The sequence below is a fragment of the Serratia marcescens subsp. marcescens ATCC 13880 genome (genome assembly GCF_017299535.1).
Classification (GTDB): Bacteria; Pseudomonadota; Gammaproteobacteria; order Enterobacterales; family Enterobacteriaceae; genus Serratia; species Serratia marcescens.
Map to the genome: position 1 here is coordinate 1,085,948 of NZ_CP071238.1, position 26,583 is coordinate 1,112,530.

At 59.1% G+C, this 26,583-nt stretch carries 27 protein-coding genes and 1 other RNA gene; 18 read left to right on the forward strand and 10 right to left on the reverse strand.

What is annotated here, in order from left to right:
- Positions 1-265: 265 nt before the first annotated feature.
- The 7 genes from clpP (at position 266) to J0F90_RS05100 (ending at position 8,485) form a co-directional block, all read left to right on the forward strand.
- Positions 266-889: an ATP-dependent Clp endopeptidase proteolytic subunit ClpP gene (gene clpP / locus J0F90_RS05070; protein WP_016928858.1), complete on the forward strand. Its 624-nt coding sequence runs from the start codon at positions 266-268 to the stop codon at positions 887-889.
- Between the two features lie 143 nt (positions 890-1,032).
- Positions 1,033-2,304, forward strand: a complete 1,272-nt coding sequence (clpX, locus tag J0F90_RS05075; protein ID WP_004940354.1) for an ATP-dependent protease ATP-binding subunit ClpX — start codon at positions 1,033-1,035, stop codon at positions 2,302-2,304.
- A gap of 194 nt (positions 2,305-2,498) precedes the next feature.
- Positions 2,499-4,853, forward strand: coding sequence for an endopeptidase La (gene lon / locus J0F90_RS05080; RefSeq protein ID WP_004940352.1), 2,355 nt, complete (start codon positions 2,499-2,501; stop codon positions 4,851-4,853).
- 216 nt (positions 4,854-5,069) lie between these two features.
- Positions 5,070-5,342, forward strand: a complete 273-nt coding sequence (gene hupB / locus J0F90_RS05085) for a nucleoid-associated protein HU-beta (protein ID WP_004940351.1) — start codon at positions 5,070-5,072, stop codon at positions 5,340-5,342.
- A gap of 178 nt (positions 5,343-5,520) precedes the next feature.
- Complete coding sequence (gene ppiD, locus J0F90_RS05090; protein ID WP_033641143.1) at positions 5,521-7,404, forward strand: peptidylprolyl isomerase; 1,884 nt, start codon at positions 5,521-5,523, stop codon at positions 7,402-7,404.
- A gap of 138 nt (positions 7,405-7,542) precedes the next feature.
- Positions 7,543-7,917, forward strand: a complete 375-nt coding sequence (locus J0F90_RS05095; RefSeq protein ID WP_033641142.1) for a ComEA family DNA-binding protein — start codon at positions 7,543-7,545, stop codon at positions 7,915-7,917.
- A 154-nt stretch (positions 7,918-8,071) separates the two neighbouring features.
- Positions 8,072-8,485, forward strand: a complete 414-nt coding sequence (locus J0F90_RS05100) for an acyl-CoA thioesterase (RefSeq protein ID WP_004940344.1) — start codon at positions 8,072-8,074, stop codon at positions 8,483-8,485.
- A gap of 36 nt (positions 8,486-8,521) precedes the next feature.
- On the opposite strand, the gene queC is transcribed toward J0F90_RS05100, so the two are convergent.
- Together queC and J0F90_RS05110 are read right to left on the reverse strand one after the other, a co-directional pair.
- Entirely contained in the window at positions 8,522-9,220 is a 699-nt protein-coding gene (queC, locus tag J0F90_RS05105; protein WP_004940343.1) for a 7-cyano-7-deazaguanine synthase QueC, read from the reverse strand.
- A 115-nt stretch (positions 9,221-9,335) separates the two neighbouring features.
- A complete protein-coding gene (locus J0F90_RS05110) occupies positions 9,336-11,051 on the reverse strand; it encodes an SgrR family transcriptional regulator (protein ID WP_033641141.1) in 1,716 nt (571 codons plus the stop codon).
- A gap of 104 nt (positions 11,052-11,155) precedes the next feature.
- On the opposite strand from J0F90_RS05110, the gene cof reads away from it, so the two are divergent.
- Entirely contained in the window at positions 11,156-11,980 is an 825-nt protein-coding gene (cof, locus tag J0F90_RS05115; RefSeq protein ID WP_033641140.1) for an HMP-PP phosphatase, read from the forward strand.
- Between the two features lie 60 nt (positions 11,981-12,040).
- On the opposite strand, the gene J0F90_RS05120 is transcribed toward cof, so the two are convergent.
- Entirely contained in the window at positions 12,041-13,081 is a 1,041-nt protein-coding gene (locus J0F90_RS05120; protein ID WP_015376851.1) for a PLP-dependent cysteine synthase family protein, read from the reverse strand.
- Between the two features lie 122 nt (positions 13,082-13,203).
- On the opposite strand from J0F90_RS05120, the gene J0F90_RS05125 reads away from it, so the two are divergent.
- The 5 genes from J0F90_RS05125 (at position 13,204) to amtB (ending at position 19,243) form a co-directional block, all read left to right on the forward strand.
- The gene (locus tag J0F90_RS05125) at positions 13,204-13,665 is read left to right on the forward strand and encodes an Lrp/AsnC family transcriptional regulator (RefSeq protein WP_004940330.1); all 462 of its coding nucleotides are present in this window, start codon (positions 13,204-13,206) and stop codon (positions 13,663-13,665) included.
- 92 nt (positions 13,666-13,757) lie between these two features.
- Positions 13,758-15,533 carry a multidrug efflux ABC transporter permease/ATP-binding subunit SmdA gene (gene smdA, locus J0F90_RS05130; protein WP_033641139.1) on the forward strand — a complete coding sequence of 592 codons (1,776 nt, stop codon included), beginning with the start codon at positions 13,758-13,760 and terminating at the stop codon, positions 15,531-15,533.
- On the forward strand, positions 15,526-17,304 hold the full coding sequence (gene smdB / locus J0F90_RS05135) for a multidrug efflux ABC transporter permease/ATP-binding subunit SmdB (RefSeq protein WP_016928850.1): 1,779 nt from the start codon (positions 15,526-15,528) through the stop codon (positions 17,302-17,304). The genes smdA and smdB overlap by 8 nt, the downstream gene beginning before the upstream one ends.
- A gap of 278 nt (positions 17,305-17,582) precedes the next feature.
- Positions 17,583-17,921 (forward strand): P-II family nitrogen regulator, encoded by a 339-nt coding sequence (gene glnK / locus J0F90_RS05140; protein ID WP_004940327.1) that lies wholly within the window; start codon positions 17,583-17,585, stop codon positions 17,919-17,921.
- A 35-nt stretch (positions 17,922-17,956) separates the two neighbouring features.
- On the forward strand, positions 17,957-19,243 hold the full coding sequence (gene amtB, locus J0F90_RS05145) for an ammonium transporter AmtB (RefSeq protein ID WP_004940322.1): 1,287 nt from the start codon (positions 17,957-17,959) through the stop codon (positions 19,241-19,243).
- A 90-nt stretch (positions 19,244-19,333) separates the two neighbouring features.
- Here amtB and tesB read toward each other — a convergent pair whose 3' ends face one another.
- On the reverse strand, positions 19,334-20,197 hold the full coding sequence (tesB, locus tag J0F90_RS05150) for an acyl-CoA thioesterase II (RefSeq protein WP_016928847.1): 864 nt from the start codon (positions 20,195-20,197) through the stop codon (positions 19,334-19,336).
- Between the two features lie 230 nt (positions 20,198-20,427).
- Between tesB and J0F90_RS05155 the strand changes: the two genes are divergently transcribed.
- On the forward strand, positions 20,428-20,919 hold the full coding sequence (locus J0F90_RS05155) for a YbaY family lipoprotein (protein ID WP_016928846.1): 492 nt from the start codon (positions 20,428-20,430) through the stop codon (positions 20,917-20,919).
- A gap of 64 nt (positions 20,920-20,983) precedes the next feature.
- Here the strand turns inward: J0F90_RS05155 and J0F90_RS05160 are convergent, their stop codons facing one another.
- Positions 20,984-21,298: an MGMT family protein gene (locus J0F90_RS05160; protein WP_004940317.1), complete on the reverse strand. Its 315-nt coding sequence runs from the start codon at positions 21,296-21,298 to the stop codon at positions 20,984-20,986.
- 156 nt (positions 21,299-21,454) lie between these two features.
- Here J0F90_RS05160 and ffs point away from each other — a divergent pair.
- Positions 21,455-21,551, forward strand: an RNA gene (gene ffs / locus J0F90_RS05165) — signal recognition particle sRNA small type.
- 331 nt (positions 21,552-21,882) lie between these two features.
- On the opposite strand, the gene J0F90_RS05170 is transcribed toward ffs, so the two are convergent.
- The 3 genes from J0F90_RS05170 to J0F90_RS05180 all read right to left on the reverse strand — a co-directional run bounded on the left by J0F90_RS05170 (position 21,883) and on the right by J0F90_RS05180 (position 23,016).
- Positions 21,883-22,086 carry an HHA domain-containing protein gene (locus J0F90_RS05170; protein WP_004940313.1) on the reverse strand — a complete coding sequence of 68 codons (204 nt, stop codon included), beginning with the start codon at positions 22,084-22,086 and terminating at the stop codon, positions 21,883-21,885.
- Between the two features lie 49 nt (positions 22,087-22,135).
- Complete coding sequence (tomB, locus tag J0F90_RS05175; protein ID WP_004940312.1) at positions 22,136-22,504, reverse strand: Hha toxicity modulator TomB; 369 nt, start codon at positions 22,502-22,504, stop codon at positions 22,136-22,138.
- Between the two features lie 158 nt (positions 22,505-22,662).
- The gene (locus J0F90_RS05180) at positions 22,663-23,016 is read right to left on the reverse strand and encodes a hypothetical protein (protein WP_016928845.1); all 354 of its coding nucleotides are present in this window, start codon (positions 23,014-23,016) and stop codon (positions 22,663-22,665) included.
- Between the two features lie 404 nt (positions 23,017-23,420).
- Here J0F90_RS05180 and J0F90_RS05185 point away from each other — a divergent pair, with 404 nt between their 5' ends.
- The 3 genes from J0F90_RS05185 to J0F90_RS05195 are packed head-to-tail and all read left to right on the forward strand — an operon-like array spanning position 23,421 to position 25,892.
- Positions 23,421-24,134 carry a metal ABC transporter ATP-binding protein gene (locus J0F90_RS05185; RefSeq protein WP_033641138.1) on the forward strand — a complete coding sequence of 238 codons (714 nt, stop codon included), beginning with the start codon at positions 23,421-23,423 and terminating at the stop codon, positions 24,132-24,134.
- Positions 24,131-24,988, forward strand: coding sequence for a metal ABC transporter permease (locus J0F90_RS05190; protein WP_004940309.1), 858 nt, complete (start codon positions 24,131-24,133; stop codon positions 24,986-24,988). The genes J0F90_RS05185 and J0F90_RS05190 overlap by 4 nt, the downstream gene beginning before the upstream one ends.
- A gap of 25 nt (positions 24,989-25,013) precedes the next feature.
- Positions 25,014-25,892, forward strand: a complete 879-nt coding sequence (locus J0F90_RS05195; protein ID WP_016928843.1) for a metal ABC transporter substrate-binding protein — start codon at positions 25,014-25,016, stop codon at positions 25,890-25,892.
- 107 nt (positions 25,893-25,999) lie between these two features.
- Here the strand turns inward: J0F90_RS05195 and ykgO are convergent, their stop codons facing one another.
- Both ykgO and J0F90_RS05205 read right to left on the reverse strand, forming a co-directional pair.
- Positions 26,000-26,140 (reverse strand): type B 50S ribosomal protein L36, encoded by a 141-nt coding sequence (ykgO, locus tag J0F90_RS05200; protein ID WP_004940304.1) that lies wholly within the window; start codon positions 26,138-26,140, stop codon positions 26,000-26,002.
- A gap of 12 nt (positions 26,141-26,152) precedes the next feature.
- Entirely contained in the window at positions 26,153-26,407 is a 255-nt protein-coding gene (locus tag J0F90_RS05205; RefSeq protein ID WP_004940303.1) for a type B 50S ribosomal protein L31, read from the reverse strand.
- Positions 26,408-26,583: the final 176 nt, after the last annotated feature.

Below are 26,583 nucleotides of genomic sequence, written 5' to 3' on the forward strand. Positions count from 1 at the left end.
GCTGGCATGATAACGGTCAGATTAACGGCATCGTTTTCGGCGCGCGGAGAAAATCGGCCCCTGGGCTTGAAATTGCGCCGGGATCCCCCAATCTGTAAAGAATGATTCTGGGGCTGTTTGCCAAAGTGCGCGGGATAAACTAACCGTCGGGTACGTGCGGCGCGGGTCGAATGCTTGAGCATAGTCATCATGGCCGTTCTCAAGTAGAATCGGCGTATTAGGGTGACACCCTGGCCGCCAAGGCAATTTCTATTAGGAGACGGTAATGTCATACAGTGGCGAACGAGATCAATTTGCACCGAACATGGCGCTGGTGCCGATGGTGGTAGAGCAGACTTCACGCGGGGAGCGTTCTTACGACATTTATTCCCGCCTGCTGAAAGAGCGCATCATTTTCCTGACCGGCCAGGTGGAAGATCACATGGCCAACCTGATCGTGGCGCAAATGCTGTTCCTCGAAGCGGAAAGCCCGGAAAAAGACATTTTCCTCTACATCAACTCGCCGGGCGGGGTGATCACCGCGGGCATGTCGATTTACGACACCATGAAGTTCATCAAGCCGGACGTCAGCACCATCTGTATGGGCCAGGCGTGCTCGATGGGCTCCTTCCTGCTGACCGCGGGCGCCAAAGGCAAACGTTTCTGCCTGCCGAACTCGCGCGTGATGATTCACCAGCCGCTGGGCGGCTACCAGGGCCAGGCGACGGACATCGAAATCCACGCGCGTGAAATCCTCAAGGTGAAAGCGCGCATGAACGAACTGATGGCCGAGCATACCGGCCAGCCGCTGGAGCAGATCGAGCGCGACACCGAGCGCGATCGCTTTATGACCGCGGAAGAAGCCGTGGAATACGGCCTGGTTGACGGCATTCTGACACACCGCAGCTAGAACCACGCGGCGCCGATGGACTATAGTAATCAGAGTGGGCAGGGGCTCGCTCTGTTGTAGCCCCTCGGCGTTCCCGATATGAGTTTGGGCGCACTGCCGCCGTGATTTTCCTGCGGGACAAGACTAAAGAAGAGGTTTGACTGATGACAGATAAGCGCAAAGACGGTTCAGGAAAGCTGCTGTACTGCTCTTTTTGCGGCAAAAGCCAGCATGAAGTGCGTAAGCTGATTGCCGGGCCGTCAGTGTATATCTGCGATGAATGTGTCGATCTGTGTAACGACATTATTCGCGAAGAGATTAAAGAAGTTGCCCCGCATCGTGAGCGCAGTGCGCTGCCGACGCCGCACGAGATCCGCCACCACCTGGATGACTACGTCATCGGCCAGGAGCAGGCGAAGAAAGTGCTGGCGGTTGCGGTGTACAACCACTACAAACGCCTGCGCAACGGCGATACCAGCAACGGTATCGAGTTGGGCAAGAGCAACATCTTGCTGATCGGCCCGACCGGCAGCGGCAAGACTCTGCTGGCGGAAACGCTGGCGCGCTTCCTGGACGTGCCGTTCACCATGGCCGACGCCACCACGCTGACCGAAGCCGGTTATGTGGGCGAGGACGTGGAAAATATTATCCAGAAGCTGTTGCAAAAATGCGACTATGACGTGCAGAAAGCGCAGCGCGGCATCGTTTATATCGATGAAATCGATAAGATTTCCCGTAAGTCCGACAACCCGTCGATCACGCGTGACGTTTCGGGTGAAGGCGTGCAGCAGGCGCTGCTGAAGCTGATTGAAGGCACCATCGCCGCGGTTCCGCCGCAGGGCGGGCGCAAGCATCCGCAACAGGAATTCCTGCAGGTCGATACTTCCAAGATCCTGTTTATCTGCGGCGGCGCATTCGCCGGCCTGGATAAGGTGATCGGTCAACGCGTCAACACCGGCTCCGGCATCGGCTTCGGCGCGACCGTCAAGGGCGAGTCCGAGAAGGCCACCGAAGGCGAACTGCTGCTGCAGGCCGAACCGGAAGATTTGATCAAGTTTGGTCTGATCCCTGAGTTCATCGGCCGTCTGCCGGTGGTGGCGACCCTGAGCGAGCTGAGCGAAGACGCGCTGATTCAGATCCTGAAAGAGCCGAAGAACGCCCTGACCAAGCAGTATCAGGCGCTGTTCAATCTGGAAGGCGTGGAGCTGGAGTTCCGCGACGAAGCGCTGAACGCCATCGCCAAGAAAGCCATGGCGCGCAAAACCGGCGCCCGCGGCCTGCGTTCCATCGTGGAAGGCGCGCTGCTCGACACCATGTACGATCTGCCGTCGATGGACAGCGTAGACAAAGTGGTGATCGACGAGTCGGTGATCGCCGGCCAATCCAAACCGCTGCTGATTTACGGCAAGCCTGAAGCCCAGGCGTCTGGCGAATAATTAGCCAGTTAAACCAGCGCGTTATCAGCAAAATGGGGGATTTCATCCCCCATTTCTTTTTCCTGCATTCTTGCCGTTGAATGTAAGAGATTCATCCCCATATACTCATTAACCAGATTTTATGAAACGTTAGATGCTTGCGTCTCATGAGATTCCCCCTCAACCTGGCGGAAATTAAACTAAGAGAGAGCTCTATGAACCCTGAGCGTTCCGAACGCATTGAAATCCCCGTTTTGCCATTGCGCGACGTGGTGGTTTATCCGCACATGGTGATCCCGTTATTTGTTGGCCGGGAAAAATCGATTCGGTGCCTCGAAGCCGCAATGGATCACGATAAGAAGATCATGCTGGTGGCACAGAAAGAGGCCTCAACGGATGAACCTGGCATTAACGACTTGTTCTCGGTCGGCACCGTAGCGTCGATCCTGCAGATGCTGAAGCTGCCGGACGGCACGGTAAAAGTGCTGGTCGAGGGGCTGCAGCGCGCACGCATCACTACGCTGTCCGACAGCGGTGAGCATTTCGCCGCGCAGGCGGAATACCTTGAGTCGCCGGCTATCGACGAGCGCGAGCAGGAAGTGCTGGTGCGCACCGCGATCAATCAGTTTGAAGGCTATATCAAACTGAACAAAAAAATCCCGCCGGAGGTGCTGACTTCACTCAACAGCATCGACGACGCCGCGCGCCTGGCGGACACCATCGCCGCCCATATGCCGCTGAAACTCAGCGATAAGCAGTCGGTGCTCGAGATGTCCGACATCACCGAGCGTCTGGAATACCTGATGGCGATGATGGAATCGGAGATCGACCTGCTGCAGGTTGAGAAACGCATCCGTAACCGCGTCAAGAAGCAGATGGAGAAGAGCCAGCGCGAGTACTATCTGAATGAGCAGATGAAGGCGATTCAGAAAGAACTGGGCGAGATGGACGACGCGCCGGACGAGCACGAAGCGCTGAAGCGCAAGATCGATGCGGCGAAAATGCCGAAAGAGGCGCGCGAAAAAACCGAAGCGGAACTGCAAAAGCTGAAGATGATGTCGCCGATGTCGGCGGAAGCGACCGTGGTGCGCGGCTACATCGACTGGATGCTGCAGGTGCCGTGGAATGCGCGCAGCAAGGTGAAAAAAGACCTGAACAAGGCGCAGGAAGTGCTCGATACCGATCACTACGGCCTGGAGCGCGTCAAGGATCGCATCCTCGAGTACCTCGCGGTGCAGAGTCGCGTCAGCAAAATCAAGGGGCCGATCCTGTGTCTGGTGGGGCCGCCGGGCGTGGGTAAAACCTCGCTGGGGCAGTCGATCGCCAAAGCGACCGGTCGCCAGTACGTGCGCATGGCGCTGGGCGGCGTGCGTGACGAAGCGGAAATCCGCGGTCACCGTCGTACCTACATCGGTTCGATGCCGGGCAAACTGATCCAGAAGATGGCCAAGGTTGGGGTGAAGAACCCGCTGTTCCTGCTGGATGAGATCGACAAGATGTCTTCCGACATGCGCGGCGATCCGGCTTCCGCTCTGCTGGAAGTGCTGGATCCGGAACAGAACGTGGCGTTCAACGACCACTATCTGGAAGTGGATTACGATCTGTCCGACGTGATGTTCGTCGCCACCTCGAACTCGATGAACATTCCTGCGCCGCTGCTGGACCGTATGGAAGTGATCCGCCTGTCGGGTTATACCGAGGACGAGAAGCTCAACATCGCCAAACAGCACCTGCTGCCGAAGCAGCTTGAGCGCAATGCGCTGAAAAAAGGCGAACTGACGGTCGACGACAGCGCCATCATCGGCATCATTCGCTTCTACACCCGCGAAGCCGGGGTGCGTAGCCTGGAGCGTGAAATCTCCAAGCTGTGCCGTAAAGCGGTGAAAACGTTGCTGATGGACAAGAAGCGCAAGCATATCGAGATCAACGGCGACAACCTGAAGGATTACCTGGGCGTGCAGCGCGTCGATTACGGCCGTGCGGATACCGAAAACCGCGTGGGCGAAGTCACCGGGCTGGCGTGGACGGAAGTGGGCGGCGATCTGCTGACCATCGAAACCGCCTGCGTGCCGGGCAAAGGCAAGCTGACCTACACCGGTTCTCTGGGTGAAGTGATGCAGGAATCGATTCAGGCGGCGCTGACCGTGGTGCGTGCGCGCGCGGAGAAATTGGGCATCAACGCCGATTTCTACGAGAAACGCGACATCCACGTGCACGTGCCGGAAGGGGCGACGCCGAAAGACGGCCCGAGCGCCGGTATCGCGATGTGCACCGCGCTGGTCTCCTGCCTGACCGGCAACCCGGTACGCGCCGATGTGGCGATGACCGGCGAGATCACGCTGCGCGGTCAGGTGTTGCCGATCGGCGGCCTGAAAGAGAAACTGTTGGCGGCGCACCGCGGCGGCATCAAAACCGTGCTGATCCCTTACGAGAACAAGCGCGATCTGGAAGAGATTCCGGACAATGTTATCGCCGATCTGGAGATTCATCCGGTGCAGCGAATCGATGAAGTTTTGAACATTGCGTTGCAAAACCCGGCCTTCGGCGCACTGCCGGTAGCGGCAAAATAGTGACGAATCGCAAAAACCATTGATAAAACTTATACTGGCAAGCCATTTCGGACTTGCCAGTATTTTTTTGTACCGCTAAGTTAGATCTCTGTCGGCCCGCGTTTTGTCACCCAGTCGGTGGCTTGCCAAGGTTCGATGGGATTGATATAACAGCTGCGCTGTCGCAACCGTAGGGATTTTTCGGTGCGACGATAGAATTCTAGAGGGGATGATAGAGTGAATAAGTCACAACTGATCGACAAGATTGCCGCAGGTGCTGATATTTCCAAAGCGGCAGCGGGACGTGCTTTAGACGCAGTAATCGCTTCCGTTACCGACTCCCTGAAAGCAGGGGATGACGTGGCTCTGGTAGGTTTCGGTTCCTTTACCGTGCGTGAACGTTCGGCCCGTACCGGCCGCAACCCGCAGACCGGTAAAGAGATCAAGATCGCGGCAGCCAAAGTACCTGCCTTCCGTGCAGGGAAAGCGCTGAAAGACGCTGTAAACTGATTTAGCGTCTAACCGTTTAGCGTAACAGGGTTTTGTAATAAACAATCACCTGACGCAGCGGTGCTGGTAAGGTAAGATACAAGGCGCATCGGACTGATGCGCTTTTTTTATTTTTGTCGCAGGGAACGCGCCTGCGCAAGGGTTGTTAATCCACATCACAGCGGAGTGTTGTCACACTATGATGGACAATTTACGCGCGGCTGCCAATCACGTCGTGCTCAAAATCATCCTGGCCCTGATCATCCTGTCATTCGTTCTGACCGGGGTGGGTAACTACCTGATCGGCGGCTCCGGCGATTATGCTGCGAAAGTAAATGGTCAGACGATCGAACGCGCTCAGCTGGAACAGGCTTTCCAAAGCGAGCGCAGCCGCATGCAGCAGCAGCTGGGTGACCAGTTCTCTGCGCTGGCCGGCAACGAAGGCTACATGCAGCAGATGCGCCGTCAGGTGTTGTCCCAGTTGATCGACAACATGCTGCTCGACCAGTACGCCAAAAAGCTGGGCCTGGCGGTCAGCGACGATCAGATCAAGGACGCCATCCGCAAGGCGCCTTACTTCCAGACCAACGGCCAGTTCGATAACGCCAAATATCTCGATCTGATCGGCCGCATGGGTTACACCGCCGACAACTTCGCGCAGTCGATGCGTCAGCAGTTGGTCAATCAGCAGGTGATCCAGGCCTTCGGCGAATCCGGTTTTGTGCTGCCGTCTGAATCGCAAGCGATGGCGGCGCTGGTGCTGCAGGATCGCGACGTGCGCCTGGCGACCATCGATTTGAAAGCGCTGCAGGCGAAACAACGCGCCGGCGACGACGAACTGAAGGCGTATTACGATCAGAACAAGAACAGCTTCATCGCCCCGGAGCAGGTGAAGGTGAGCTATATCCCGCTGGACGCCGCGTCCATGCAGGACAAGGTGAAAGTGAGCGAAGAGGACATCAGCGCTTACTACGACCAGCACAAGAGCAGCTACGGCCAGCCTGAGCGTAAAAACTACAGCGTGATCCAGTTGAAAACCGAGGCGGAAGCCAACGCGGCGCTGGACGAGCTGAAGAAGGGCGCCGATTTCGCCACCCTGGCGAAAGAGAAATCCACCGACATCATCTCGCGCCGCACCGGTGGCGAACTGGGGTGGCTGGAGCCGGAAACCACCGCCGATGAGCTGAAGCAGGCTAACCTGACCGAGAAAGGGCAGCTGTCCGGCGTGGTGAAATCCTCTGTCGGCTTCCTGATCGTGCGTTTGAACGACATCGAACCTGAGAAACTGAAACCGCTGAGCGAAGTACATGACGCTATCGCCAAGCAGGTGCAGCAGGAGAAAGCGGTAGACGCCTATTACGCGCTGCAGCAGAAGGTGAGCGAAGCGGCGACCAGCGACAACGAATCTCTGGCCTCGGCTGAAGAAGCGGCCGGCGTGAAAGCGGCGCAAAGCGACTGGTTCACCCGTGACAACATTCCTGCCGCGCTGAACTTCAAGCCGGTGGTGCAGGCGATCTTCGACGGCTCGCTGATCGGCGAGAACGGCGCGCCGGGCAGCAACTCTGACGTGATCACCGTAGACGGCGACCGCGCCTTCGTGGTGCGCGTGAGCGGCCACAAGCCGGAAGGCATCGAACCGTTCGACCAGGTAAAAGACCGCGTGGCGGAACTGGTGAAACGCAACAAGGCGCTGCAGGCAGCGAAGCTGCAGGGCGAGAAGCTGTTGGTTGAGCTGAAGCAGGGCAAGGGCGATGAAGCGATGAAAGCCGCCGGCCTGAGCTTTGGCGCCGTGCAGAAGATGGCGCGCGCGCCGGAAGACAGCCAACTGGTGGAGAGCGTGTTCGCGCTGCCGCACCCGCAGGACGGCAAACCGGTGTACGGCATGTCGCAGGATCGCCAGGACAACGTGGTGCTGATTGCGCTTGATGCGGTGAAGCCGGGCACGCTGCCGGAAGACGAAATGAAAACCTTCGTCGGCAAGATGGAAGAGGGCGCGACCGGCGTCTCCTTCGATTCGCTGCTGGCGAGCCTGCGTAAAGAAGCCAAGATCAAAATGGGCGCCGCTGAGCAACAGCCTCAGTAATCGCCGCATTTTTCTGCAACGCAGTGCAACAAACAAAGGCCGCTTTCGCGGCCTTTTCCATATCTGACATCCGTCGATTGCTGAATATCCGCCGCCGCGGCAAGGTAGCCGTGCTGTCACACACAAGGAGGATACAGCATGCAATATTCAGAGAAAAAAGCGTTTTTCGGTTACCGTCGTCACGTTAACGCCGCGCTGACCGCGCTGTTGTTATGCCTGGCCGGGCCGGCCGCCGCGGTGGAAAAAAACGAGGCGCCCATGCTCTCAACACCGGCGAGCAATGGCGGACAATCGGTGATGACCAAGGCAACCGAAGAGGCGGCGGTCAGCATCAATCAGGCCACCGCCGAACAGCTGGCTGCCGCCCTGAGCGGCGTCGGTCTGAAGAAGGCGGAAGGCATCGTGCGCTACCGCGAACAGAACGGGCCGTTCACCCAGGTTGAGCAGTTGCAGGAGGTGCCGGGCATCGGGCCGGCGCTGTTTGAGAAGAACCGCACCCGGCTGAAAATGTGATCCCGGTCGCGGCTGCGTGGCAAAATGCCGCTGAGGCCGTGACTCCTCTGCTACATTTTACAGGTCTTACCAGTTTGGCGAATTGACCAAACGGGCGAGGGAGCCAGCGTGGCTCCCTCTTTCTGTAATCACCAGGCAGGAGCGATCGTTCCCTATGCAAACCTTTATCAAAGTTCGCGGTTATCACCTTGATGTTTACCAGCACGTTAACAACGCCCGTTATCTGGAGTTTCTGGAAGAGGCGCGTTGGGAGTGGTTGGAGAACGAAGCCGGGTTCCGCTGGATGACGGAAAACAACATCGCTTTCATCGTGGTGAACATCAATATCAATTACCGCAGCCCGGCGGTATTGGGGGATAAACTGCGTATCGACAGCCAGATGGTGCAGCTCAACGGCAAGAGCGGGGTGCTGAGCCAAAAGGTGACGCAGGATCCGGCGGGGACGCCGGTGGCAGACGCGCTGCTGACTTTCGTGTGCGTCGATCTGAAAACGCAGCGGGCTCTGCCGATCGAAGGCGAATTGCGCGAGCACCTGGAGGCGCTCACGCTGAAGGATAATCCGCAGTAAGCTCACGGGCGGCAGAGGCTGCCGCCGTCACTGCCCTCAGGCCAGGCCGGCTTTCTGTTTCAACGCCGCCATCACTTCCGCCTGGTTGGCCCGGTATTGCGTCAGGCCATTGGCGCGCAGGTTGCAAGCGGCGCACTCGCCGCAGCCGTCACCCTTGATGCCGTTGTAGCAGGTCAGCGTATCCTGGCGTACGCGATCCAGCTGGTGGTAATAATCCGCCAGCGCCCAGGTCTCGGCCTTGTTCAGCCACATCAGCGGCGTTTCGAAGCGGATATCGCGGGCGATGCCCAGCGTCACCGCCTTGTTCAGCGCTTTAACGAACTCGTCGCGGCAATCCGGGTAGCCGGAGAAATCGGTTTCACACACGCCGGTGATCACCGCTTCCGCTTCGACCTGGTAGGCGTAGATCGCCGCCAGCGTCAGGAACAGGATGTTGCGGCCCGGCACGAAGGTGCTCGGCAGCGCGTTTTTCTGGTTGGGATCGTAGGCGGGAACCGGAATATTGTCGCGCGTCAGGCTGCTGACGGCCAGCTCATTGAGCAGCGTCACGTCCAGCACCTTGTGCGCTTTGGCGCCGAGGGCCACCGACAGCTCCTGAGCCACTTCAATCTCGGCGCGATGGCGCTGGCCGTAATCGAACGTGACGCAGTGAACTTCGTCATACTGTTGCAATGCCTGGATCAAGCAGGTCGTGGAGTCTTGTCCACCGCTGAAAACGACAACCGCGCGCTTCATAAAATCACCTTTTTGGGCTTTGGCCTCTCCCGATACACATTCGGGCGGCAGGATAAAAATTGCGTTGCGGCGACAATAGTAGCAGAAAGGGCCGCCAGGCGCAGGGCGGTTCGGCTCAGGCCGGTGCGTCATCCACCGGCGGCGGCAGCCACGCCTGACAAAAATCGAACCAGCCGTGGGCGGTCAGCGTCACGCCATGCATGTGCGGCGGCGCGCTGATCTGATACTGGTAGTGGAACAGCGGCGTGATAATGGCGGCGGCCATTAGCTGTTGATAATAGGCCTGCAGCCGTGCGAAGCGCGGTTGCTGCGCCTGCAGCTGCTGGATCTGCCGCAGCGTATCCTGTTGCTGCTGCCAGCGGCTTTCCGTGAGGATGCCGCGCCACAGCGTATCCTGCCGCAGCCAACTCTCCAGCGTCGCCTCCGGCGCTTCGCCGATCAGGTTGTCCGCCAGCAGCAGATCGGCCTGGGCGATCTGTTCCTCGCTTTGCCAGCGCTTGCCGGCGTAGTAGCGCACTTCCAGCTCGCAGCCGTGCTGCGCGAGCAACCGCTGTAGCGCGGCCGTCACCGTTTCCAGCTCGACCGGCGGCCGATACAGCAGCGTCAGCCGGGAGGGCAGGGCGACGTCCTCTTCGACCTGTTGGTGCGGGATGCGCCAGCCGGGCAGCATTTCATGGCTGGGGGTGATCACGCTGTTGGGGATCGGCAGATGGCTCAGCAGGCCGGACTGCTGGATCAGCATCAGCAGCTTTTGCCCTTGGGCTTCGCTCAGCACGCCGTGGCGCAGGTTCAGCGCCAAATAACACCAGCCCAGGCTCATGCTGCGCTGCACCGGCCGGGCCTGCGCTAAATCGTCTTGCTGACCGATGGTGATGCGCACCGGATGCTGGCAGCTGGCGTCGGCGCCGGCGGTGGGCAGATCGGGGGTGATCCAGTATTCGATGGTGTCCAGATACGGATGCTGCAGATGGTAACCGGCGTGCTGTTCCAGCCGCACCAGTTGCGGCTCATTCAGTGTCAGCTTGAACGGGCCGGCGCCGATGGCCGGCAGCTCCGGGTGCGTCATCAGGCAAGGCAGCTCCGCCAGCCGGTGGGCCAGCCAGTAGTCCGGCAGGTGCAGATCGAACTGAATGCACAGCGGATGCGGCAGGCTGATGCGCGCGACGTTAGCCAGGCTCGGTTGGCTGCGCGGATGGCGCTGCAGTTTTTCCAGCGTTTGCAGCAGCTGGTGGCCGGTCAACGGTTCGCCGTTGTGCCAGCGCAGCTGGCTGCGCAGAAAGAAGCGCCAGCGCAGGCCGCGATCGCTAATCTGCCAATGGTGCGCCAGATCGGGTTGCGGTTCCGGGTTACCGGTCATCAGGCGCGTCAGTCCGGCGTGCAGGGTCGACACCAGATGTTGTTCGGCGCGGCCGGTCAGCGTGAGCGGGTCGAGCGCTTCCAGCGTGCGGTAATAGGGAATGCGCAGCGTCGGGCTGCCGGCCTGCCATTGCCCGCCGAGGTGCGGGCTGAGCAGATCCTGCAGGTGCTGCGGATCGAGCTGCGCCATCTCCAGCGCCCCCTGATGATTGCCCTGTTGCAACAGCTGCTGCAACAGCTGCGCGCGCAGCTCATCCGGGGTTTTCAGGCAGTGCAGGCTGGCGCGTTTGCCGCGGCCGGGCTGCGAATGCCAGCTCAGCCAGCCCTGATCCTGCAACTGCTGCACCAGCGTGCGGGCATGGCGTTCGCTGCAGTAGAACATCGCCGCCAGCTCGCCGATGGTCACGGCGACCGGCGCGCTGCCGAGCTGATGGTACAGGCGTTGATATTGGCTGAGACGGTGAACCAGGCGCATGGGCAGAAATCCGGAACAGTTTTTTCAAATTGTTCACTATTACTTCCGCAAATGCCATCCCATACTGCAGTGATTGTAATCGCGTTCACATTCAAGAGGTCTTTATGTATCGCCTGGCGGCTTTCGATATGGACGGCACGCTGTTGATGCCGGATCACCGGGTTGGTCCGGAAACGCTGGCGGTGCTGAACCAGCTGGTGGAGCGGGAGATGGTGGTGACGTTCGCCACCGGGCGGCACTACCTCGATGCGCAACCGATCATGGCGCAACTGGGGCTGCAGGGTTACCTGATCACCGGCAACGGCACGCGGGTATATGACAACCGCGGCCAACAGCTGCACGCCACCGACCTGCCGGCGGAGATCGCCGAAGAGGTGCTGCATCATCATTGGCGCACCCGCGCCAGCATGCATGTATTCCGCGACGAAGGTTGGCTGACCGAGTTTCCCGTGCCGGAAGAGATGCTTCGGGCGCACCACCTGAGCGGCTTTCGTTTTCAACTGGCCGATGTGCGCCGTCTGCCGGCGTTCGGCAACAGCAAGGTGTGCTTTGTCGCGCCGCATGAAGAGTTGCTGGCGTTGCAGGTGCAGCTGCGGGCGCAGTTGGGCGACGAGGCAGACCTGTGCTTTTCCGCCTACGACTGTCTGGAGGTGCTGCCGCTCGGTTGCAACAAAGGCACGGCGCTGGAGCGGTTGAGCCGTCATCTGGGGCTGACGATGGCCGACTGCATGGCGTTCGGCGACGCGATGAACGACAAAGAGATGCTGGGAGCGGTGGGGCACGGCGTGGTGATGGGCAACGCCCTGCCGCAGCTGAAATCCCTGCTGCCGCAGCTACCGGTTATCGGCCATTGCCAACAACAGGCGGTGGCCCACTATTTACAACATTGGCTGCGTTCACCTTGCCTCACCTATTCCCCCGAAGAATGAGGTTCTCCTTACAGCCGGCCGGGTATGACTACCCGGCTTTTTTTTACCCGAAGCCTGGCGTTACAAATCCGCCAGCTGCGCGAGATACGGCTGCAGATCGCCGATGTTGTTGCTGACCCATTCCGGGTTGTAATAGGTATCCAGATAACGCTCGCCGCTGTCGCACAGCAGGGTGACGATCGATCCTTGCTCGCCGTTTTCCCGCATCTGCTTCGCCAACTGCAGCGCACCCCAAACGTTGGTGCCGGTAGAGGCGCCAACCTTGCGGCCCAGCACGCCTTCCAGCCAGTGAATGGTGGCGACGCTGGCGGCATCCGGCACACGCAGCATGTTGTCGACCACCGACGGGATGAACGACGGCTCGGCGCGCGGGCGGCCGATGCCTTCGATACGGCTGCCGCAGCTGCCGATCAGGGTGCGATCGCCATGGTGGAAGCAGTCATAGAACACCGAGTTTTCCGGATCGACCACCGTCAATTGGGTGTCGTGCCCCTGATAGCGGATATAGCGCCCCAGCGTGGCGGAGGTGCCGCCGGTGCCGGCGCTCATCACGATGTGTTTCGGCACCGGGAAGGGTTCGCGCGCCATCTGGCGGAAGATGCTGTCGGCGATGTTGTTGTTGCCGCGCCAGTCGGTGGCGCGCTCGGCGTAGGTGAACTGATCCATATAGTGGCCGTTCAGCTCTTTCGCCAGCTGTTCGGAGGCGGCGTAGATCTGGGCGGCGTGATCGACGAAGTGACAGCGGCCGCCATAGAAGGCGATCTGCTCCACCTTGCGGCGCGCGGTGCAGGACGGCATCACCGCGATGAACGGCAGGCCGATCAGACGGGCGAAGTAGGCTTCGGACACCGCGGTGCTACCCGAAGAGGCCTCGATGATGGTGGTGTTCTCGGTGATCCAGCCGTTGCAGAGGCCATAAAGGAACAGCGAGCGCGCCAGGCGGTGTTTCAGGCTGCCGGTCGGGTGGGTGCTCTCATCTTTCAGGTACAGGCAGATGCCGGGAAACGCCGGCAGGTTCAGGCGAATCAGATGCGTATCGGCGGAGCGCTGAAAATCCGCTTCTATTTCACCGATAGCATATTTTACCCAAGAGTTTGTCATGATTTGGCCTCAGAATAGGGGGCTGGTTTATGGCGTAGCATAGCCTGTCGGCGGGAAAAAAGGATTGCCATTTTCCCTGTTTAATCGCCTAATGAGAGAAAATTTTTCTCCTGGTGGCCGCTATGTTAGATAAAACAGACCGTAAGCTGCTGTGCATGCTGCAGCAAGATTGCACCCAGTCGCTGCAGGCGCTGGCCGATGCGGTCAATTTGACCTCGACGCCGTGCTGGAAGCGCCTGAAGCGCCTGGAGGACGAGGGCTATATTCGCGGCCGAGTGGCCTTGCTGGATAATGAAAAGCTCGGCCTGGGGTTGACGGCGTTCGTGCTGATCAAGACCCAGCAGCACAGCAGCGAGTGGTATCAGGCGTTTGTGCAGTTGACCAGCCAAATGCCCGAGGTGCTGGCGTTCTACCGGATGGCGGGGGAGTATGACTACCTGATGCAGGTCGAGGTGGCGGACATGAAAAGCTACGACGGCTTTTATAAGCGCCTGGTGAACGGCGTACCGGGCCTTATTGACGTCACCTCGAGCTTTGCCATGGAAAAAATCAAATACACCACCGCGCTGCCGGTGCCGGAGTGAAAAGTTCACCGGACGGGCGGCTCAACGATGGTATCCTGCTCTGCTGAAGCAGAAAAAGAGACAAATCCCATAAAATCCTGGAATCAAACTGCGTGAGATTATTTGCACAAATCGGCTGGTACTTCCGCCGGGAGTGGCGCCGCTACCTCGGTGCGGTGGTGCTGCTGATCGTCATCGCCATCCTGCAACTGTTGCCGCCTAAGCTGGTCGGCATCATCGTGGACGGCGTCACCGAAAAACAGATGTCCGCCGGCGTGCTGATGGCCTGGCTCGGGCTGATGATCGGCACCGCGATCGTCGTTTACCTGCTGCGCTATGTGTGGCGGGTATTGCTGTTCGGCGCCTCTTACCAGCTGGCGGTCGAACTGCGCGAAAACTTTTACCGCCAGCTCAGCCGACAAAACCCGGCGTTCTACCTGCGCCACCGCACCGGCGACCTGATGGCGCGCGCCACCAACGATGTGGATCGCGTGGTGTTCGCCGCCGGTGAAGGCGTGCTGACGTTGGTGGATTCGCTGGTGATGGGGGTGGTGGTGCTGGTGGTGATGAGCACCCAAATCAGCTGGCAGCTGACGGTGTTGGCGTTAATCCCGATGCCGCTGATGGCGATCGCCATCAAATATTACGGCGACCAGCTGCACCAGCGCTTTAAATCGGCGCAGGCGGCGTTTTCCAGCCTGAACGATCAGGCGCAGGAAAGCATGACCAGCATACGCATGATCAAGGCCTTTGGGCTGGAAGATCACCAATCAAACCGCTTCGCCGATGTCGCGGCGCAGACCGGGGCCAAGAACATGCACGTGGCGCGGGTGGATGCGCGCTTCGATCCGACCATTTATATCGCCATCGGCGCGTCTAACCTGTTGGCCATCGGTGGCGGCAGCTGGATGGTGGTGAACGGTTCACTGACGCTCGGGCAACTGACCAGCTTTGTGATGTACCTCGGCCTGATGATCTGGCCGATGCTGGCGCTGGCCTGGATGTTCAATATCGTCGAGCGCGGCAGCGCGGCCTACAGCCGCATCCGCAGCCTGCTCGATGAGGCGCCGGCGGTGCAGGATGGCCCGCAGGCGTTGCCGGCCGGGCGCGGCGTGCTGGACGTGGATATCCGCGCGTTCCACTACCCGGACAACCCACATCCGGCGCTGCATGACGTGGCGCTGACGTTGAAGCCGGGGCAGATGCTGGGGCTGTGCGGGCCGACCGGGGCCGGTAAGTCGACATTACTGTCGCTGATCCAGCGCCAGTTCGACGTCGACCAAGGGCAGATCCGCTATCACGGCCTGCCGTTGCCGCAGGTCAAACTCGACGACTGGCGTTCGCGGCTGTCGGTGGTGAGCCAAACGCCGTTCCTGTTCTCCGATACCGTGGCGAACAACATCGCACTGGGCCATCCGGGGGCGACGCAGGCGCAGATCGAACAGGCGGCGCGGTTGGCCAGCGTCCATGAGGACATTCGGCGGCTGCCGCAGGGCTATGACACCGAGGTGGGCGAACGCGGCGTGATGCTGTCGGGCGGGCAGAAACAGCGCATCTCCATTGCACGAGCGCTGCTGCTGGATGCGGAAATCCTGATCCTCGACGATGCGCTGTCGGCGGTGGATGGCCGTACCGAACACCAGATCCTGCACAACCTGCGCAGCTGGGGACAAGATCGCACGGTGATCATCAGCGCGCACCGGCTGTCGGCATTGACCGAAGCCAGCGAGATCCTGGTGATGCAGCACGGCGGCGTGGCGCAGCGCGGCGATCCGGCGGCGTTGGCGGCGCAGCCGGGCTGGTATCGCGATATGTACCGTTATCAGCAGCTGGAAGCGGCGCTGGACGAAGCGCCGGAAAACGGCGAGGAGGCGTTGGCCGATGAATAAAGTGCAAAAGCTGTGGCCGACGCTGAAGCGGCTGCTGGCCTACGGCTCGCCGTACCGCAAACCGCTGGGGCTGGCGGTGCTGATGCTGTGGATCGCGGCGGCGGCGGAAGTCGCCGGGCCGATCCTGGTGAGCTATTTTATCGATAATTACGTCGCCAAAGGGCAACTGCCGCTGATGATTGTCGGCGGGCTGGCGGCGGCTTACATTCTGCTGGAGCTGCTGGCGGCGGCGCTGCACTACTTCCAGGCGCTGCTGTTCAACCAGGCGGCGGTGGGGGTGGTGCAGCGGCTGCGCACCGACGTGATGGACGCCGCGCTGCGCCAGCCGCTCAGCGCCTTCGACACGCAACCGGTCGGGCAATTGATCTCGCGCGTTACCAACGACACCGAAGTGATCAAGGATCTGTACGTGATGGTGGTCTCCACGGTGCTGAAAAGCGCCGCGCTGATCGGCGCCATGCTGGTGGCGATGTTCAGCCTCGACTGGCGCATGGCGCTGGTGGCCATCTGCATCTTCCCGGCGGTGTTCGTGGTGATGGGCATTTATCAATATTACAGCACGCCGATCGTGCGCCGGGTGCGCAGTTATCTGGCGGACATCAACGACGGTTTCAACGAAGTGATCAACGGCATGGGCGTGATCCAGCAATTCCGCCAGCAGGTGCGCTTCGGCGAGCGCATGAGCGCCGCCAGCCAGTCGCACTATCTCGCGCGCATGCAGACCCTGCGGCTCGACGGTTTCCTGCTGCGGCCGCTGCTCAGCCTGTTTTCGGCGCTGGTGCTGTGCGGTTTGCTGATGTTGTTCGGCTTCAGCGGCGAAGGCGTGATTGGCGTCGGCGTGCTCTATGCCTTCATCAACTACCTGGGGCGTTTGAACGAACCGCTGATCGAGCTGACGTCACAACAGTCGATCCTGCAGCAGGCGGTGGTGGCCGGCGAACGTATTTTCGAACTGATGGATCGCAGCCAGCAGAGCTACGGCGCCGACGATAGTCCGTTGGCCGGCGGCCGTATCGATATCACCGATCTGAGCTTCGCTTACCGCGCGGACAAAAAGGTGCTGCAGCATATTTCGCTGTCGGTGCCGTCGCGCGGCTTCGTGGCGCTGGTCGGGCACACCGGCAGCGGCAAGAGCACCTTGGCTAACCTGCTGATGGGTTATTACCCGGTCAGCGAGGGGGAAGTGCGTCTCGATGGCCGCCCGATCTCCAGCTTGTCGCACCGCACGCTGCGCCAGGGCGTGGCGATGGTGCAGCAGGATCCGGTGGTGATCGCCGATTCGGTGCTGGCCAACGTCACGTTGGGGCGCAATATCGAGGAAGACGCCGTTTGGCGGGCGCTGGAAACGGTGCAGCTGGCGGATCTGGTGCGCGGCTTCCCGCAGGGTATCCACACCCGCCTGGGGGAGCAGGGCAATAACCTGTCGGTCGGGCAGAAACAGCTGCTGGCGATGGCGCGGGTCTTGGTGCAGGCGCCGCAGATCCTGATCCTCGACGAGGCGACCGCCAATATCGACTCGGGCACCGAACAGGCTATCCAGCGCGCGCTGCGTGCGATCCGCGAGCACACCACGCTGGTGGTGATCGCCCACCGGCTGTCGACCATCGTCGATGCCGATTCCATTTTGGTGCTGCATCGCGGCCAGGCGGTGGAGCAGGGCAACCATCAGCAGTTGCTGGCGCAGCAGGGGCGTTACTACCAGATGTACCAGCTGCAGTTGGCGGGCGAACAACTGGCGGAAGCGGTGCGCGAGGAGAGCCAACCCGCCTGAACATGGGCCGCGCTCGCGGCCCTTCTTTCTTTCCAACGCACCATAAGCAGGCAAACCATCTGGGCCACGCCCCCTTTCTGCACTTTTTCGACGCGATGCGCACCAAATCGGTGCGCATTATTTAACCTATCCAAGGTGTCGGTGCCGTGCCGCCTCGCGGCTGCGCCCGCGTGCCCGCTAATCCGCTGAATCGCCCTGCAAAATTAAATTTGGCACAGCCCTTGCTACATATGACGCGTACCAGGGGTGAGTTTGGGCTTAATTCGTGGAGGGGCAATATGAAGCTGGTGACCGTGGTAATCAAACCGTTCAAGCTGGAGGACGTGCGCGAGGCCTTGTCCTCCGTGGGCATTCAGGGGTTGACCGTAACCGAAGTGAAGGGCTTTGGCCGCCAGAAGGGGCACGCCGAGCTGTATCGCGGCGCCGAATATAACGTCAACTTCCTGCCCAAGGTCAAAATCGATATCGCCATCGCCGACGATCAGTTGGATGAAGTGGTTGATGTGATTAGCAAAGCCGCTTACACCGGCAAAATCGGCGACGGCAAAATTTTCGTTGCCGAATTGCAACGCGTGATCCGCATTCGCACCGGCGAAACCGACGAATCGGCACTGTAACCGCGAACTCAGTTAAGTGATGGGGATGATTGATAATGAAAAGACTGTTATCCATGTTGGGCCTGAGTTCGGTAACCCTGGTTCCTTCTTTGGCCCTGGCCGCCCCGGCGGTCGCCGATAAGGCCGACAACGCCTTTATGATGATCTGCACCGCGTTGGTGCTGTTCATGACGCTGCCGGGCATTGCGCTGTTTTACGGCGGTCTGCTGCGCGGCAAAAACGTGCTGTCGATGCTGACGCAGGTCACCGTCACCTTCGCGTTGGTCTGCGTGCTGTGGGTGCTGTATGGCTACAGCCTGGCGTTCAGCGAAGGCAATGCGGTGTTCGGCGGATTCGAGACGGCGATGCTGAAAGGCATCGGCATCGACAGCGTCACCGGCAGCATCAGCCAGATGATCCACGTCGCTTTCCAGGCCTCCTTCGCCTGTATCACCGTGGCGTTGGTGGTGGGCGGCTTCGCCGAACGCATTCGTTTCTCGGCGGTGCTGATCTTCGCGATCCTGTGGTTCACGCTGTCTTATCTGCCGATCGCGCACATGGTGTGGGGCGGCGGTTACCTGGCCGCCGACGGCGCATTGGACTTCGCCGGCGGCACCGTGGTGCACATCAACGCCGCCAGCGCCGGGTTGATCGGCGCCTACCTGATTGGCAAACGCGCCGGCTTCGGTAAAGAGGCCTTCAAACCGCACAACCTGCCGATGGTGTTTACCGGGGCGTCCATCCTGTATATCGGCTGGTTCGGCTTCAATGCCGGTTCCGCCAGTGCGGCCAACGGCATTGCGGCCTTGGCATTCCTCAATACCGTGGTTGCCACTGCGGGCGCCATTCTCTCCTGGACCTTTGCCGAGTGGGTGCTGCGCGGCAAGCCTTCATTGTTGGGCGCCTGCTCCGGCATGATCGCCGGGCTGGTTGCAGTGACGCCGGCGGCGGGCACCGTGGGGGTGGGCGGGGCGTTGATCATCGGCCTGGTGGGCGGCGTTGCCGGCCTGTGGGGCGTCGTGACGCTGAAAAAATGGCTGAAAGTGGACGACACCTGCGACGTGTTCGGTGTGCACGGGGTGTGCGGCATCGTCGGCTGCCTGTTGACCGGGGTGTTCACCGCCTCTTCACTGGGCGGCACCGGTTACGCCGAAGGGGTGACGATGGGCCATCAGGTCTGGATCCAGCTGGTGAGCGTGCTGATCACGCTGGTGTGGTCGAGCGTCGCCGCCTTTATCGCCTTCAAGATCGCGGGCGCGATGGTTGGATTGAGAGTGCCGGAGGAGCAGGAACGCGAGGGGCTGGACGTCAATAGCCACGGCGAGAGCGCCTACAACCAATAAGGCTCAAAGCAGGGCAGTGCGCTAAAGACTAAAATAATGATGAAGCCAAAAGGGGCGATGGAAACATCGCCCCTTTCTTTATGCTGCGGATCAGGCGTCGCGTTGGCGAATCACCCCTTCCTGCACGGTGGTGGCGACCAGTACGCCGTCGCGGGTATAAATCTGGCCGCGCACAAAGCCCCGTGCGCCGGAGGCGGAGGAGCTCTCCACCGCGTACAGCAGCCAGTCATCCATGCGGAACGGACGGTGGAACCACATTGAGTGGTCAATGGTGGCCACCTGCATGCCCGGCTCGAGGAAACCGACGCCGTGCGGCTGCAGCGCCGTCGGCAGGAAATTAAAGTCCGACGCGTAGCCCAGCAGATATTGGTGGATGCGCTGATCGTCCGGCATGCTGCCGTTGGCGCGGAACCACACATAGCGATGCGGTTCTTCCACGCTGCCTTTCAGCGGGTTATGGAATTTCACCGGGCGCATTTCGATCGGCTTCTGGCCGATAAATTTTTCGCGCACTTTTTCCGGCAGCATATGCGCCAGCTTCTGGGCGATCTCTGATTCAGACAGCAGCCCTTCCGGCGGCGGCACGTCCGGCATCAGGTTCTGATGCTCGAAGCCCGTTTCCGGACTTTGGAAGGAGGCGGTCATATAGAAGATAGGTTTGCCGTGCTGGATGGCGCTGACGCGGCGCGCGCTGAAGCTGTTGCCGTCGCGCAGGGTTTCCACGTCGTAAACGATAGGTTTGCTGCTGTCGCCCGGGCGCAGGAAGTAGCTGTGGAACGAATGCACGCTGCGCTCGTCCGGCACCGTCTGTTTGGCGGCGTACAACGCCTGGCCGACCACCTGCCCGCCGAATACCTGGCGCAGCCCCAGATCTTCACTCTGACCGCGGAACAATCCTTCTTCGATTTTCTCCAGATCCAGCAGATCGAGGAGGTTTTGCAATGCCTGGCTCATAAAGTTGTTACCTTTCTAATAATCATTTTGCGCAGTGTGCGGAATATCACGGCGCGGCGTCAACATTTTGCGTTAAGGGCCGATGAGAATGCTCTTAATCATGGACGCCGTGGGCTGCTTAAGTGATTAATAGGCGGGGTAAAGTGGATTTATCAGTGTTTTGTGCTAGGTTTAATAGGTGAGGTGGTGAAAGCCACCAACATGTTGATAATAAAAAAGGAGACCGATCCATGAAACTCTGGCAAATCGTAGGCGGTGCCGCGGCACTGACGATCACGCTGGCAGGATGCGCGCAAAAGAGTGCCGATGTGCCTACACAGGCGGCCGGTAACCCGGCGGCTGCGCAAACGCAGATTCAGGGCCCGGCGGTGACAGGTTCGGTTAATATACGTCAGCGCATTGCGCTGCCGCCGGACGCCGTACTGACGGTCACCCTCTCTGACGCTTCGCTGGCAGATGCGCCGTCCAAAGTGATTGCACAGCGCGCGGTACGTACTGAAGGGCAGCAGGCGCCATTCAGCTTTACGCTGCCGTACAACCCGTCCGACATCCAACCGAATGCGCGCATCATTCTGAGCGCGGCGGTGACGGTCAACGGGCGCCTGATGTTCATTACCGACACCATCCAGGAAGTGGTTAACCGCAACGGCACCCGCGCCGATCTGCTGCTGGTTCCGGTTCAGGGTGTGCCGATTCAGGCTGCGCCAACCGCCATGCAGTAAACTTACTGCGGTACAGCAAGATGAAATCAACAGCCTTTGCGCTTCGGCCAAAGGCTGTTTTGTTTTACCAGCGCCAGCCGTAGCGTTCGAAATCGACCGTGCTGTGCGGGCCGAAAATTATCCCCTCCGCCAGCAGTGCCTGCCGTTGCCGTTGAAAATCCTCCCCCTGCTGCGAGATCTGTCCGTGCCGGTTGATCACCCGGTGCCAGGGCAGCGTGCTGCCTTCGGGCAAACGCCGCAGCACGCCGCCAACCTGACGCGCGGCGCGCGGCGAACCGGCCAGCCGGGCGACTTCACCGTAAGTGGTGACTTTGCCGAACGGGATGGCGGCCACGATATGGAAAACCCGCTGGCTGAAAGAGGCGTCTTCTGGTTGCATATTGCTGTTCCTGCACGAGTCAAAACCCAGGCGAAGAGTGTGCCACAGCGCAGGTGGGTAAGAAAACAGCGGTTGGCCCCGGTTGGCTTGCTATTTGGTGGGGCATCGCCGATAATGCCCACCGCTTCAGAGTACAGAAGCCGTCAATGGGGGCCCTGTTGGTTCTCCCGCAACACTAACTTGTGAACTCGGTCAGGTCCGGAAGGAAGCAGCCGCAGCAGGTGACGTGTGTGCCGGGATGTAGCTGGCAGGGTCCCCACCCATTTGGGCTTCGCCAATCCGCGCTTTTGTCACCTCTCTTCCACGTATCTATTATCCATTTCTGTCATCAGGCAGAGCGACACGCATTTCTTTTCTTCTCGCCCTTAATTCTTTTGGATAATGAATTAGCGGTGCTGGGGTGAAGGCATAGTGAGGCGGCCGATGAGGTAACCTGTCTCGATTAAAAAAGAAAATTGTTTCCGGACAATATTATTATCGAAAGAGGGAACGTAAATGAAGTTTTACTGTCAATAGGAAAAGTACGTATTTAACTTGAACATTGAGGCCGATAAAAGCATCGGCTCAACGCGTTGGGGGGCTGATTATCTGACATATTTCCAAACGGAGGTGGGGATTTTGTCATACAGTTTGTTCATGGTGAGCTCTGCCAGACGGTGATCGGCCGCTGAGTAAAACAGCTCCAGTTCATCATCGGAAAGCTCGTACTTATTTTTCTCAATAACACGTTCGAGAGTATCAATCGTGGTGCATTTACGTAAACGCATCAGATAGTCGGTTTTAGTCATGGTGGCCTTTAGTTTAATAACCGTAAAATAGCTTGGGAATAATTATCCCCTAAGTTTTCATTGTCGTACAGATGTCCTCTCCTGAGAACATTCTGAATAATCTCGCCTTGGTTTTTTGCCAGCGGCGCAGGTCGGAATCATTGATACCATAGCTGCTGAACAGCGTATAGGTATCGTCGAGATATTCTTCGACTAACTCCGACAGGTCAGATTCGTCCATGTATTTAATTTTATAACTCATCACAAACGAAGCGATATGTTCGATCAACTCATTAAGCTGCAGGTTGACGGAGGACGTCGGATCGTTGACCCACCCATGATGACTGTCTCCCAGGGTAGCGATACCTTCATCATACAAATTTTCGCACAAGAATTTGAGCTGAGCAATGTCGTGCCGCTTAGGCGAATACTCATCCATATCATCCCCTCCGTAAGTCTTAATTGCGGTGTGATAACACTATGTGAGTAAGCTGATTTACATCATGAACGGAGGCAGCTTAACGGTGGTTAAATAAACTTCCCGTAAAATGAATATAAATCATTTTTTCGCGTTTGGCCTGTAGTTATTACGTAAACTTACAATTCATCCGCAGTTGATGGGCGTGAGTTATCAATGATGTCGAAGATTAAACCCCGAGACGTCACTTGAAACCGGACGCTGTCGTTGATGATATCTTCGCTGTTGATATCCAGGCAGGCATTAAAAATGCCCCACTTATAACGATAACTCATTGAATAATCGCCGCCACCTTGTTGCACTATATCAAGTATTTCTAATGAATCTTCGGCATAGCGTGCGCTTTCAGAATAAAAGCTGAGTCCGCTGGTCAGCGCCGGCACTAACTCCGCGCTATTGTCATTAATCACTTTCTTTAATTTTTTAACAGAAAGTGCGTTGACTTCCAGGTTACAGGCAAGGGTAACAAGCATTAATCTCGGCCAACAACAATGTTATCTGCTTATCTTACTCCTTTTCCGCCCTCGTCGGTAAATTTTTCGATTTACCGCTGTTCTTTACCTTACGCCAACATTCCAACCGAATGGAAATAGCCCTGAGTTTTGTAAGGGGGACGGGGGAAGATCCGCTGTGCGACGGATTGTTACGTTCCGTTGCATTATTGTCGCGCCATAGCTTGAGATACGGCAGTTGTTGTGATGTTATATTATAACCATTAACCCGTCATTTTGGTCACCACATTGATTCCCACTTCGCAACATGGCGCCGCGCCGTCACTGAATTCGTTGTTCACCACCTCCGCTGCCGCGCGTTGTGCGGGTGCCGTTGTGCTGCTGGCCCTGCTGTGGTTCGGCATCTTTTGGGCGGTATCGCTGCCATGATCACCCTGCGCCAGTTGGTGCTGGGCTATGGCGCCACGCCGCTTTTTCCGCCGCTGAGCGGGCAGTTTACCGCCGGCTCGCTGACCGCGGTGGTGGGCGTCAATGGGGCCGGAAAATCGACATTGCTGAAAACGCTCGCCGGTTTGCTGCCGCCGATGAGCGGCAGCCTGAATTTTAGCGGCGGAAAGCCGCCGCGCAGAGCTTATTTGCCGCAGCAGGCGGAACTGGATCGGCAATTCCCGATCGCGGTGAGCGATCTGGTGGCGATGGGCTGTTGGCCGCAAAGCGGCATGTTCGGAGGCATGAACAAGCGTGCGGCGAGCCAGGTCAATGAGGCGTTGGCGAGCGTTGGCATGAGCGCGCTGGTGCGCAACCCGGTGGGCGAGCTGTCCGGCGGTCAGCTGCAGCGGGTGTTGTTTGCGCGCCTGCTGGTCCAACAAGCGCCGCTGATTTTGCTGGATGAACCTTTCACCGGTATCGATAGCGCCACCACGCAGATCCTGCTGCAGGCGATCGCGCAACTGCACCGGCAGGGGAAAACGGTGATCGCCGTGCTGCACGATATGTCGATGGTCGCCGAGCATTTTCCGCAGGCGCTGTTGCTGACGCCGCAGGCTTGCCACTGGGGCGCGGCCGAGCAAGTGCTGGAGCAGGTGCCGAGGCATCACACCGCCGAACGGCAGCCGGATCTGCGGGCGGTGGCGCCATGATGCTGTTGCATGGGCTTATCGATCCTTTCCTCTCTTTCGGTTTTATGCGTCGCGCGCTGATGGCTTGCCTGGCGTTGTCGCTCAGCGCCGCCCCGCTGGGCGTGTTTCTGCTGCTGCGCCGCATGAGTCTGGTCGGGGATGCCTTGTCCCACGCGGTGTTGCCGGGCGCGGCGATCGGCTATCTGATCTCCGGCATGTCGCTGGTGGCGATGGGCGTAGGCGGCTTTATCGCCGGGCTGGCGGTGGCGATGTTGTCCGGCCTGGTGAGCCGCCGCACGCCGCTGAAAGAGGACGCCAGCTTCGCCGGATTCTATCTGGGCTCACTGGCGCTGGGGGTCACGCTGGTCTCGCTGCGCGGTTCCAGCGTGGATCTGCTGCACGTGTTGTTCGGTTCGATCCTGGCGGTGGATGCGCAGGCGATGCTGATGGTCGGTGCGATCGCCTCGGTTTCGCTGCTGGCGCTGGCGGCGCTGTACCGCGCGCTGGTGATCGAATCCTTCGACGTCACTTTCCTGCGCGTTAACGCGCCGCGCCGGTTGGCGCTGATCCACGGCCTGTTTTTGGCGCTGGTAGTGGTCAATCTGGTGGCGGGATTCCAGATCCTCGGCACCCTGATGTCGGTTGGGTTAATGATGTTGCCCGCCGCCAGCGCGCGCTTCTGGGCGCGCAATCTGCCGCAGACGCTGGCGACGGCGATGGGCATCGGCGCGCTTTCCAGTCTGATTGGGCTGGTGTGGTCCTATCACGCTTCGCTGCCCGCCGGCCCGGCGATCGTGCTCAGCGCCAGCATCCTCTTTTTTGTCTCAATCCTGTTTGGAACGCGCGGGGGCATTTACGCCTTTGCGCGCCGTTGAGAAGTGCCATTTGCAAGGAGAAAGTATGAAACGTTTACCTATATCGCTGGCGGTTGCTGCTCTGCTGGCCAGCCCATTGGCGATGGCGAAGACCGTCGACGCCGTCGCCAGCTTTTCCATTCTGGGAGATATCGTCAAGCAGGTGGGCGGCGATCACGTCAAGGTCAGCACGCTGGTGGGGCCGGATGGCGATCCGCACAGTTTCGAGCCTTCGCCGCAGGACGGCAAGAAGCTGGCTCAGGCTGATGTGGTCTTCGTCAGCGGCCTGGGGCTGGAAGGGTGGATCGATCGCCTGGTCAGCGCTTCGGGTTATAAAGGGCAGGTGATCACCGCTTCACAGGGCATCAACACCCGCCAGATGGAAGAGGATGGCAAACCGATTACCGATCCTCACGCGTGGAACAGCATGAAAAACGGCGTACAGTACGCCACCAACGTGATGAACGCCCTGATCGCCGCCGATCCTGAGGATGCCAACTATTTTCGCCAGCGCGGCGCCGACTACATTCAGCAGCTGCAAAAGTTGGATCTGTGGGCCAAAACCCAGTTCGCCGCAGTGCCGCCGCAGAAACGTAAGGTGCTGACCAGCCATGATGCTTTTGGCTACTTTGGGCAAGAGTATGGCGTCACCTTCCTTGCCCCGGTCGGATTTTCCACCGAAGCGGAAGCCAGCGCCAGCGACGTGGCGAACCTGATTAAGCAGATTAAACAGGAGAAGGTGAACGCTTACTTTATCGAAAACCAGACCGATCCGCGGCTGGTGAAACAGATTGCCGCCGCCACCGGCGCCAAGGCGGGCGGCGAGCTGTACCCTGAAGCGCTCTCCCGCGCCGGCGGCCCGGCGGCCACCTATGAGCAGGCGTTCAAACACAATGTCGACACGCTGCTGAGCAGCATGAAGTAATCTCTGCCCCCCGCCCGCGGGTGGGGGACAGCTTGCAGGCACTTTCTCGCCATAAAAAAAGCCCCGTTGAGCAGCAACGGGGCTTTGCGACAGATGACACTTGGGAGTTAACGCTTTTTCTTACGTCCCTGTACCGCTTTGAATCGCGGATTGCTTTTACAGATCACATAGATGCGGCCACGACGACGCACGACTTTGCAATCCGGGTGGCGGTTTTTCGCCGAACGCAATGAACTCAATACCTGCATGGGGTTTCCTTGTTACTTATTGCCGATAAAGCGGCCAAAGCGCTGCTGGAAGCGCGCCGTGCTGCCTTCTTTGGAATAGTCTTTCTGCTTGCCGGTGTAATACGGATGCGAAGCGGAAGAGACGTCGAGGGTGACATACGGCCAGCTTTCGCCGTCCAGTTCGATAGTGCGATCGGTTTTGATGGTCGATCCCACTTTGAAGTAGGCATTGGCGCTGACGTCGTGGAACACCACGGTGCGGTAATCGGGGTGGATGCCGGGTTTCATAATGGCCCTCTCGTGTAATGTTATACTATAACAATAATTATGCGCCGACCTGGCATCGCGATCAAGCGCAAATTGCACACAAAAGTGAATTAATGAGAACGGTTTGCATTAAGTAACTGAAGCAAAAGAAAAAGGCCGCATGCGCGGCCTTTTCGATTATCAGGTGGAGCTCACAT

What these genes read in the sequence shown, in the direction of transcription:
- clpP (WP_016928858.1), top strand. Translation starts at nt 266, where the DNA reads ATGTCATACAGTGGCGAACGAGATCAATTTGCACCGAACATGGCGCTG.
- clpX (WP_004940354.1), top strand. Translation starts at nt 1,033, where the DNA reads ATGACAGATAAGCGCAAAGACGGTTCAGGAAAGCTGCTGTACTGCTCT.
- lon (WP_004940352.1), top strand. Translation starts at nt 2,499, where the DNA reads ATGAACCCTGAGCGTTCCGAACGCATTGAAATCCCCGTTTTGCCATTG.
- ppiD (WP_033641143.1), top strand. Translation starts at nt 5,521, where the DNA reads ATGATGGACAATTTACGCGCGGCTGCCAATCACGTCGTGCTCAAAATC.
- J0F90_RS05095 (WP_033641142.1), top strand. Translation starts at nt 7,543, where the DNA reads ATGCAATATTCAGAGAAAAAAGCGTTTTTCGGTTACCGTCGTCACGTT.
- J0F90_RS05100 (WP_004940344.1), top strand. Translation starts at nt 8,072, where the DNA reads ATGCAAACCTTTATCAAAGTTCGCGGTTATCACCTTGATGTTTACCAG.
- queC (WP_004940343.1), bottom strand. Translation starts at nt 9,220, where the DNA reads ATGAAGCGCGCGGTTGTCGTTTTCAGCGGTGGACAAGACTCCACGACC.
- J0F90_RS05110 (WP_033641141.1), bottom strand. Translation starts at nt 11,051, where the DNA reads ATGCGCCTGGTTCACCGTCTCAGCCAATATCAACGCCTGTACCATCAG.
- cof (WP_033641140.1), top strand. Translation starts at nt 11,156, where the DNA reads ATGTATCGCCTGGCGGCTTTCGATATGGACGGCACGCTGTTGATGCCG.
- J0F90_RS05120 (WP_015376851.1), bottom strand. Translation starts at nt 13,081, where the DNA reads ATGACAAACTCTTGGGTAAAATATGCTATCGGTGAAATAGAAGCGGAT.
- J0F90_RS05125 (WP_004940330.1), top strand. Translation starts at nt 13,204, where the DNA reads ATGTTAGATAAAACAGACCGTAAGCTGCTGTGCATGCTGCAGCAAGAT.
- smdB (WP_016928850.1), top strand. Translation starts at nt 15,526, where the DNA reads ATGAATAAAGTGCAAAAGCTGTGGCCGACGCTGAAGCGGCTGCTGGCC.
- glnK (WP_004940327.1), top strand. Translation starts at nt 17,583, where the DNA reads ATGAAGCTGGTGACCGTGGTAATCAAACCGTTCAAGCTGGAGGACGTG.
- amtB (WP_004940322.1), top strand. Translation starts at nt 17,957, where the DNA reads ATGAAAAGACTGTTATCCATGTTGGGCCTGAGTTCGGTAACCCTGGTT.
- tesB (WP_016928847.1), bottom strand. Translation starts at nt 20,197, where the DNA reads ATGAGCCAGGCATTGCAAAACCTCCTCGATCTGCTGGATCTGGAGAAA.
- J0F90_RS05155 (WP_016928846.1), top strand. Translation starts at nt 20,428, where the DNA reads ATGAAACTCTGGCAAATCGTAGGCGGTGCCGCGGCACTGACGATCACG.
- J0F90_RS05160 (WP_004940317.1), bottom strand. Translation starts at nt 21,298, where the DNA reads ATGCAACCAGAAGACGCCTCTTTCAGCCAGCGGGTTTTCCATATCGTG.
- J0F90_RS05170 (WP_004940313.1), bottom strand. Translation starts at nt 22,086, where the DNA reads ATGACTAAAACCGACTATCTGATGCGTTTACGTAAATGCACCACGATT.
- tomB (WP_004940312.1), bottom strand. Translation starts at nt 22,504, where the DNA reads ATGGATGAGTATTCGCCTAAGCGGCACGACATTGCTCAGCTCAAATTC.
- J0F90_RS05180 (WP_016928845.1), bottom strand. Translation starts at nt 23,016, where the DNA reads ATGCTTGTTACCCTTGCCTGTAACCTGGAAGTCAACGCACTTTCTGTT.
- J0F90_RS05185 (WP_033641138.1), top strand. Translation starts at nt 23,421, where the DNA reads ATGATCACCCTGCGCCAGTTGGTGCTGGGCTATGGCGCCACGCCGCTT.
- J0F90_RS05190 (WP_004940309.1), top strand. Translation starts at nt 24,131, where the DNA reads ATGATGCTGTTGCATGGGCTTATCGATCCTTTCCTCTCTTTCGGTTTT.
- J0F90_RS05195 (WP_016928843.1), top strand. Translation starts at nt 25,014, where the DNA reads ATGAAACGTTTACCTATATCGCTGGCGGTTGCTGCTCTGCTGGCCAGC.
- ykgO (WP_004940304.1), bottom strand. Translation starts at nt 26,140, where the DNA reads ATGCAGGTATTGAGTTCATTGCGTTCGGCGAAAAACCGCCACCCGGAT.
- J0F90_RS05205 (WP_004940303.1), bottom strand. Translation starts at nt 26,407, where the DNA reads ATGAAACCCGGCATCCACCCCGATTACCGCACCGTGGTGTTCCACGAC.